The 7,033-nt window shown below is 65.6% G+C and carries 7 protein-coding genes; 4 read left to right on the top strand and 3 right to left on the bottom strand.

What is annotated here, in order from left to right:
* Nucleotides 1–80 precede the first annotated feature (80 nt).
* Nucleotides 81–1,448 carry an adenylate/guanylate cyclase domain-containing protein gene (locus VGH54_RS07660; RefSeq protein ID WP_331511334.1) on the top strand — a complete coding sequence of 456 codons (1,368 nt, stop codon included), beginning with the start codon at nucleotides 81–83 and terminating at the stop codon, nucleotides 1,446–1,448.
* 60 nt (nucleotides 1,449–1,508) lie between these two features.
* Complete coding sequence (locus VGH54_RS07655) at nucleotides 1,509–2,255, top strand: class I SAM-dependent methyltransferase (protein ID WP_331511333.1); 747 nt, start codon at nucleotides 1,509–1,511, stop codon at nucleotides 2,253–2,255.
* On the opposite strand, the gene VGH54_RS07650 is transcribed toward VGH54_RS07655, so the two are convergent.
* On the bottom strand, nucleotides 2,256–3,146 hold the full coding sequence (locus VGH54_RS07650; RefSeq protein WP_331511332.1) for an SDR family NAD(P)-dependent oxidoreductase: 891 nt from the start codon (nucleotides 3,144–3,146) through the stop codon (nucleotides 2,256–2,258). It abuts the gene before it with no gap.
* Between the two features lie 157 nt (nucleotides 3,147–3,303).
* On the opposite strand from VGH54_RS07650, the gene VGH54_RS07645 reads away from it, so the two are divergent.
* A complete protein-coding gene (locus VGH54_RS07645) occupies nucleotides 3,304–4,050 on the top strand; it encodes a class I SAM-dependent methyltransferase (protein ID WP_331511331.1) in 747 nt (248 codons plus the stop codon).
* Between the two features lie 11 nt (nucleotides 4,051–4,061).
* On the opposite strand, the gene VGH54_RS07640 is transcribed toward VGH54_RS07645, so the two are convergent.
* Nucleotides 4,062–5,186: an FAD-dependent oxidoreductase gene (locus VGH54_RS07640; protein ID WP_331511330.1), complete on the bottom strand. Its 1,125-nt coding sequence runs from the start codon at nucleotides 5,184–5,186 to the stop codon at nucleotides 4,062–4,064.
* A gap of 186 nt (nucleotides 5,187–5,372) precedes the next feature.
* Between VGH54_RS07640 and VGH54_RS07635 the strand changes: the two genes are divergently transcribed.
* Nucleotides 5,373–5,693, top strand: a complete 321-nt coding sequence (locus VGH54_RS07635) for a hypothetical protein (protein WP_331511329.1) — start codon at nucleotides 5,373–5,375, stop codon at nucleotides 5,691–5,693.
* Here VGH54_RS07635 and VGH54_RS07630 read toward each other — a convergent pair.
* The coding region (locus VGH54_RS07630; RefSeq protein WP_331511328.1) for an alpha/beta hydrolase domain-containing protein at nucleotides 5,662–7,033 on the bottom strand (1,372 nt) is incomplete at its 5' end. The genes VGH54_RS07635 and VGH54_RS07630 overlap by 32 nt on opposite strands.

Genomic DNA, 7,033 nt, shown 5'->3' with positions numbered 1-7,033 from the left:
CTCTCGGCAGCGTGCCCGGTATGCGGTTACCGCGTCATAGTCTTCGTAAACGTGTCGGCCTCCTGAACTAGCCTGTAGTCGTGGCGCAGTTTCCGCGGACTCGCTACGCCAGTTGCGGCGAGGTCGACATCGCCTACCAGGTATTAGGCGACGGGCCGACCGATATGCTGGTGCTGCCGGGCCCGTCCATCCCGATCGACACCATCGACGCCGAGCCGTCGATGTACCGCTTTCACCGGCGGCTGGCATCCTTCGGCCGGGTGATCCGGCTCGACCAGCGCGGGGTCGGCATGTCGTCACGCGTTTCGCTTGACGTGATCGGGCCTAAGTTCTGGGCAAAAGACGCCATCGCGGTGCTGGATACGATCGGATGCGAGCGGGCGACCATTTTCGCCCCCGGGTTCGCCTCGATGACCGGACTGATCTTGGCGGCCGACTACCCGGAGCGGGTGAGCAACCTCGTGATCGTCAACGGGGCGGCCCGGACGCTTCGCGCTCCCGACTATCCGATGGGGTTCGAGATAGTCGAGGAAGAAGACCTCTACACGACGGTGGCGATGGAGCCGGATGCCGTCGACCAGGGCTTCGACATGCTCGGTTTCATCGCGCCCAGCAAGGTCAACGACAACGCCTTCCGCTCGTGGTGGGACATGGCCGGAAACCGGGCGGCCTCACCCAGCATGGCCCGCGCCATCATCCTGACCGTCCGGCATTGCGATGTCCGTGACACGCTGGCGCGGATCACCGCGCCGACGCTGGTCTTACACCGCAGGGATTCGGCGTTCTGCCCAATCGACAACGGCCGGTATATCGCCGAACACATCACTGGAGCACACCTCATCGAGCTGCCTGGGGCAGATGCGCTCTACTGGACCGACGACACCGCGCCGATGCTCGACGAGATCGAGGAGTTCGTCACCGGTGTGCGGGGCGGATTTGGCGCCGAGCGGGTGCTGACCACCATCATGTTCACCGACATCGTCGGCTCGACCGAACGCGCCGCCGTGCTCGGCGACGGCCGGTGGCGGGACCTGCTGGACAACCACGACACCATCGTGCGGCACGAACTCGAACGGTTCGGCGGTTTCGAAGTGAACACCGCCGGTGACGGATTCGTCGCGTCCTTCCCCAGCCCGAGCGCCGCGATCGCGTGCGCCGACTCCCTTGTCGACGCGATCCGGGTGCTCGGCATCGAGATTCGGGTGGGTATTCACGCCGGCGAGGTCGAAGTGCGCGGTGACGATGTCGCCGGGATGGCTGTGCACATCGGCGCGCGCGTCGCGGCGCTGGCCGGGCCCAGCGAGGTGCTGGTGTCATCGACGGTTCGCGACATCGTCACCGGTTCTCGGCACCGGTTCGCCGACCGCGGCGAGCACCAGCTGAAGGGTGTGCCGGGCCACTGGCGCGTGTGCGCGCTCGAGCGAGCGCTGGTGAACGTCAAGCAGTAGCGAGCGACGGCACGTCAGCTTCACAGCGAGGACACAAGTTGCGTCGCTAGGCTCGGCGACATGCCACCGCGACTGAATTTGTTCACTAATCGCGAGCGCGCCAACTCATTTGGTGGCGCGGCACAGAACTATGACACGTATCGTCCGCGCTATCCCGACCGGCTGATCGACGACGTGGTGACACCCGATGTGGCCCGCGTCCTGGAGGCGGGTGCCGGCACCGGGATCGCCTCGATGCAGATGATCGAGCGCGGCGCCGACGTTCTCGCCGTCGAACCCGACACCCGGATGGCCGCCGTCGCGCAGGCCAAAGGAATCCCGGTTGAACTCGCGACTTTCGAAGACTGGGATCCCGCGGGACGGCGATTCGACCGGGTGGTATTCGCCGCGTCATTCCACTGGGTCGATCCGGCTGTGGCGCTGCCCAAAATCCGCGGCATCCTCAACGACGGCGGAAAGCTGGCGCTGATCTGGAATCGGCTACGGCCAACCAACCCGACGCGCGCCGACTTCGAAGCGATCTACCGGGATTACATGGACGTCGAAACCCACAGGGGCGACGGCAATCCCGGCGAGGTCATCGACATGATCGCTGCGGCGGGATTCACCGTCACCGAACAGAAGTACCCCCACGACCTGCACTACTCCGCTCAGCAGTGGGTCGACATCGCGTTCACGTTCTCCAACCAGCTGATTCTCGCCGCCGACAAAGCGACCAAGCTGCGGGCACGGATGATCGAGCGAATCGGCTCGGACGGCGTAGCGGTTGGTGGTGACGCCGTGGCAATCTTTGCCACGCCCGCATAGCTATACGGGAAGTGTTGTCCCGGTTTCTTTTTCGCCGAAATCGAACACCCTTGCCGCGGCGTCGTAGTCGCACGCGAGGGTCGACCGGCCAATGAGCACCGGCCCGCCCTTCAATCCGAGCCGGCCGTCGACACCCACGTAGCTGCCGGTCGGAATCGGCTCGCTGATGCAATACAGCGTCGGCGCCGCGCCTTCTTCGATGTCGTTGCCGAACCGGTCCGCCAACGCGGTCACCGCGCGATGAAAGCCCGCCATCACGGGCTTGTCCGACACCTGAGAAAGATTCGACGACACCCAGCCTGGGTGTGTGAGCTGGGTTACGACCCGAGACTGCGCCGCCCGCAACCGGCGGTCGAGTTCGAGGCCCCAGAGCATCACCGCAAGTTTGGAACGCGCGTACGCCGGATACGCCGTCCACTTGTGCGAGCGCAGGTGCATATCGTCCAGGCGCAGCGTCGCCGACTTGTGGGCGTCGGATCCGACGATGATGATCTGCGAGCGCACCCGCTCCAATATCAAATTTGTCAACGCGAACGGGCCCAAAAAGTTTGTACCCATGGTCATTTCAAAGCCATCCACCGTGTCGGTGCGATGCTGGACGACTGCTCCGGCATTGTTGACCAAGATGTCCACGTCGCCGTCGAGCTGCTCGGGGAATGCCCGCACGGACGAGAGGTCGGCGAGGTCGAGCTTGGCGACCGACGTCGAACCACCGATCTCGGCGGCTCGCTGCGCGCCCAGCTGTGTGTTGCGGACGGCCAGGATCACGTGCGCCCCCGCCTGCGCGAGAAGGCGGGCGGTGCCAAGGCCCACCCCGTTGGTAGCCCCGGTCACGATGATGCGTTTGCCGGACAGGTTGCCGAGTCGGCTCGGCGACCACTGTGTAGTCACGTTTCCGACACTAGTGCCGCCGCGGGTACGACTACCTCGGCGGGTGGAACCGTCGGGTGCCCAGGCGTAGGCTGCGGACGGAAGAACGGGCTCTTAGAATCATGGTTGTCGATTCGTAAACGCCTGTCGAACTTGATATTTCGTCGAAGGAACGCACATGACAGATGTGAGTACGACGCTGCCGCCCGCACTGAGTAGGGCACTGGATCTGCTGATCGACCCACCAAGCGAGCCAGATGTCAGTAACGGCTATCTGGACCTGCTCGGCACCTCAGTCGACGGGGACGACGAGGTGCCCAAGAACGACGGCGCTATCCAAGCCGTGTGGGCATCGCCGATCGGGTCTTTCCTCTACGACAACGCCCAGGCGCTGACCCGCCGGTTCATCGCCGCGTGGCAGCTCCCCATCGACTGGCTGGACATCCCGGAGGGCGGCGTCGCATTGGACGTCGGCGCGGGTCCCGGCTCCATCACCACATCGCTCGCCCACGCCGCCGGAGTCGACGGCCTTGCGCTGGGCGTCGACATCTCCGAACCGATGCTGGCGCGCGCCGTGCGTGCGGCCGCGGGTCCGCAGGTCGGGTTCCTGCGGGCCGACGCGCAGCGGCTTCCGTTGCGTGATGAAACCGTCGACGCCGCGGTCTCGATCGCGGTGTTGCAGCTGATCCCGGATCCGGCGGCCGCGCTGTCCGAGATCGCCCGCGTGCTGAAGCCCGGCGGCCGACTGGCGGTAATGATCCCGACCCTGCGTCCGCCGGTCGATGTGTGGCGGGCGCTTCCCACCGGCGGGGCTCACATTTTCGGCGAGGACGAAGTCGGCGACATCTTGGAAGACCACGGCTTCGCCAGCGTGCGCGTTAAGACCGTCGGTACGTTTCAGTGGGTGCGGGGCAAGCGCGGCTGACCTCGCGATTGTCAGACCGCCGGGTGGTTTTCCCGCATTCCGCCGTACATGCCCCGCCGCACGACTAACGGCATCACCAGGCGCTCAACCGGCCATGACGGCAGGCGGAACGCCTGTCCGGTCGGGAGGAAGACCTCCAAGCCGTTCGGCTGGATGCCCAGTACCGAGCCCCAGCGGTGGCCGGGCGCTCGATACGTGCGGAAGCGTCGGCCGGCAAGTTCGGCGCGGACGTTGTGGGCTACCAGCGCGTCCCCGCGGTTGCGGGCGGAGCTGCGCAGCGGGTCGCTGGCCGCGACATCGCCGGCCGCGAACACATTCCGCTGCCCCGGCACCTGAAGCTCCGGTGTCACGCGGACGAAGCCCCTGTCGTCGAGCAGCTCGCGCGGCAGCCAGTCGGTGTTGGGCTGCACCCGCCCGATCGCCCAGAGCACGGCGTCGGCCGAGGCCGCCGGCTGCCCGGTACTCCAGTCGACGCCTTCGCTGGTGATCTCGTCGCCCGCGAAGCCATTGGCCAGCGCTGCGCGATGCCCCGGGTGCAGGCCCACGCCCAGCTCGGTCAACCGGCGGTGGATGCGCCGCCAGATCCGCGGGTGGTAATCGCCCAGCGCCCGGTCGCCAGGAAAGTACAGGTCGATTCGCTTGTGCGGCCAGGTGGTTGCCAGGTTGACGGCACTGGTGACCGCGGCCGCGCCGCCACCCACCACGATTACTGACTTCGCCGCGGCCATTCGATTGTGCGCGGCGTTGAGATCGGTGCCGACCTCCGCGGCCGACTGCACGGTCGGCCGGCGCCAGAAGCCGTTGCTGACCCCGGTCGAGATCACCAGCGCGTCGTAGCCCTCGACGAATGTTTCGCCGCTGTCGCCGCGGCCGGAGACGGTTTGGGCGTCCAGATCCAGTTCGGTCAACGCGCCCTGGACGATCCGTACCGGATCCAGACGACGGAATCGGTCGAACGGGATCCAGTAATCGCGGGCCCAGTCGCGGGGGCGGGCCAACCGGACACCGAGTTCCTGGCCGCTGACCAATCCTGGTTTGACTGAGATGCCCACGACGTCGAAGTGTTTGGCGAGCCGGATCGCGGCGAGAATGCCTACATCGCCCAAGCCCGCGACGACGACGCGTTTGCGGCTCATGCGGCCAAACTGTAACACGTTCTAGTTACGCCCCGATCAGGTTGGATGGCCTCACGATTCAGATTTTCGGGAGCACATTCGCCGAGTGCCTCCGATATTCAAGAGTTGCTGGCTACACTTCGCCGTGTGATGACCCCGTCGACCCCCTGGGGGAACGAACGTGGGCATCTTCCCCAGCGGTTGCGGGTGGGCAGTCAGATCGTTGGCCGCCGGCAGGCCCGACGCCTCAGTCGGCGCTTCGCTCGCGTGGGCGTCACAACCCCGCCAGAACGGCTTCGGCAGATGCTGGCGGGTGCGCCGGCCGCCTACGCTGAGGTGGCAGATTTCAACTTCGCGCTGATCGCGACGCAATTCAAGCGCGACCAATTCAGGGCGCGAGTCCGGCGGATGAAGCGCCGCGGCGCACGCTCGCTGATCTTCGTGGGCATGGTCCTTGTCACGCTCAACTTTTTGTTCTGCATGGCTTGGGCCCTGTTCAATCTGGCGCTCGAGGCCCCGCCACTCTGAGGTCGTCCTCGCTGGGGAATGTCGCGGCGGCGAGTTCAAGAATTTCCTCGCGATCCGCAGCCAACAGGAAGCCCGACTGGATCGCCTCGTCCAGCGATGCGGTGAACCGCTCCAAATAGTCCGCCTCCCCACCCGGGTACAGCGCCTGCACGGTCGCAGCGTCGAACAGTTCGCCGGAGCCGAAGATCGATGACATCGTGCTCTCTTCGCCTCCGACACCGGATGTCCGAGCGATCGGCACGTCCACCCACGGTGTCCTGATACCGCCTCGCGCGAGACCGTGCTCGTCGAGAACAGGCTGGCCATCAACGAGCTCGATGAGTGCGCCGCTGGGCGGTTTCCGGCCGGTGCTCACCCAGTTGCGCAACTGCGACAACGCCGCCTGCAGAACGTAGTGGTGCTGCGGCGCGAAGTTGATGCAATGCTCCAGTTGCTGACCCATCAGCATGTTGGTCGGCGCATAGCCTGCAACGACGTCAGCCAACGCCGCAGACCCGGTGTCGATCGGCGCTACCTGAATCGTGTAGTTGTCGGCGTGAGCCGTGCCGGCGATCTCCCAGACCCGAAGTCGTTGATTGTCAGGCTGTCTCGCGCTGTGATAGCCCTGCCGATGGCCACCAAACACGTCTGTCTCGGTGATGATCGTGACGAGCGGTACGCGTAGATCGGGACGAAACGCGACCGCCTGAGACGAGTTGCTTTCCAGTGCTTCGAATATCGAGCCGCCGTCCAATGGGGCTGCGGGTCCGAATCGCGAATGCACGAGGAAGCCGTCGTACACCTGGGCGAGGGGGTCGACGGCGTTGATGTAGGTGGTCAGGAACAGCGCCGACTGCGACTCGCCCAGCGCGATGACATGTTCGGCGCGCAGCCCGCGCAGAGCTTTCTCGTTCCGTGCCAGTCGCCCAGCCTGAGAGAAGATGTCGTACGCGTAGGCGTCGCCGGGATGCCGCAGCGTGGAATACCGCTGCGGATCTTGGCTTTTGAGCGACATGTCGATGCCCATGAGATTCGCGCCGCCCTCGACGCCGACGCGCTGCGCCGACACCGCGACGTAAGCGTAACCGGCGCGCAGCATTTCGCGGTGCGCCATCATCCAGACCGCAGGCGCATCGATGCCGCCGCTGACATTGAGCCACTCGACAAGCACCGTTCCGTTGAACCGGGCCAGATCCGACGGGGTCAGCACCACGATCCGAGTGGTGTAGTCGACGGCTGCGGCCGGCGACACACTCCACCGGCCATCCGGGGTGAGTTCCGCCGCGGCACCGTAGGACGATGCCGACCCCGAGATGAAAAATTCCTCTGCGACATATCCCACACTGGCGATGTCAAAGGCG

Source organism: Mycobacterium sp. (assembly GCF_036488105.1).
GTDB lineage: Bacteria > Actinomycetota > Actinomycetes > Mycobacteriales > Mycobacteriaceae > Mycobacterium.
Note: the sequence above shows the minus strand (reverse complement) of the source record. Positions and strands in the feature narration are given on the sequence as shown.

Excerpts from the sequence above, each read along its gene's own strand:
- VGH54_RS07640 (WP_331511330.1), bottom strand. The coding sequence starts at position 5,186 with ATGAGCCGCAAACGCGTCGTCGTCGCGGGCTTGGGCGATGTAGGCATT.
- VGH54_RS07645 (WP_331511331.1), top strand. The coding sequence starts at position 3,304 with ATGACAGATGTGAGTACGACGCTGCCGCCCGCACTGAGTAGGGCACTG.
- VGH54_RS07655 (WP_331511333.1), top strand. The coding sequence starts at position 1,509 with ATGCCACCGCGACTGAATTTGTTCACTAATCGCGAGCGCGCCAACTCA.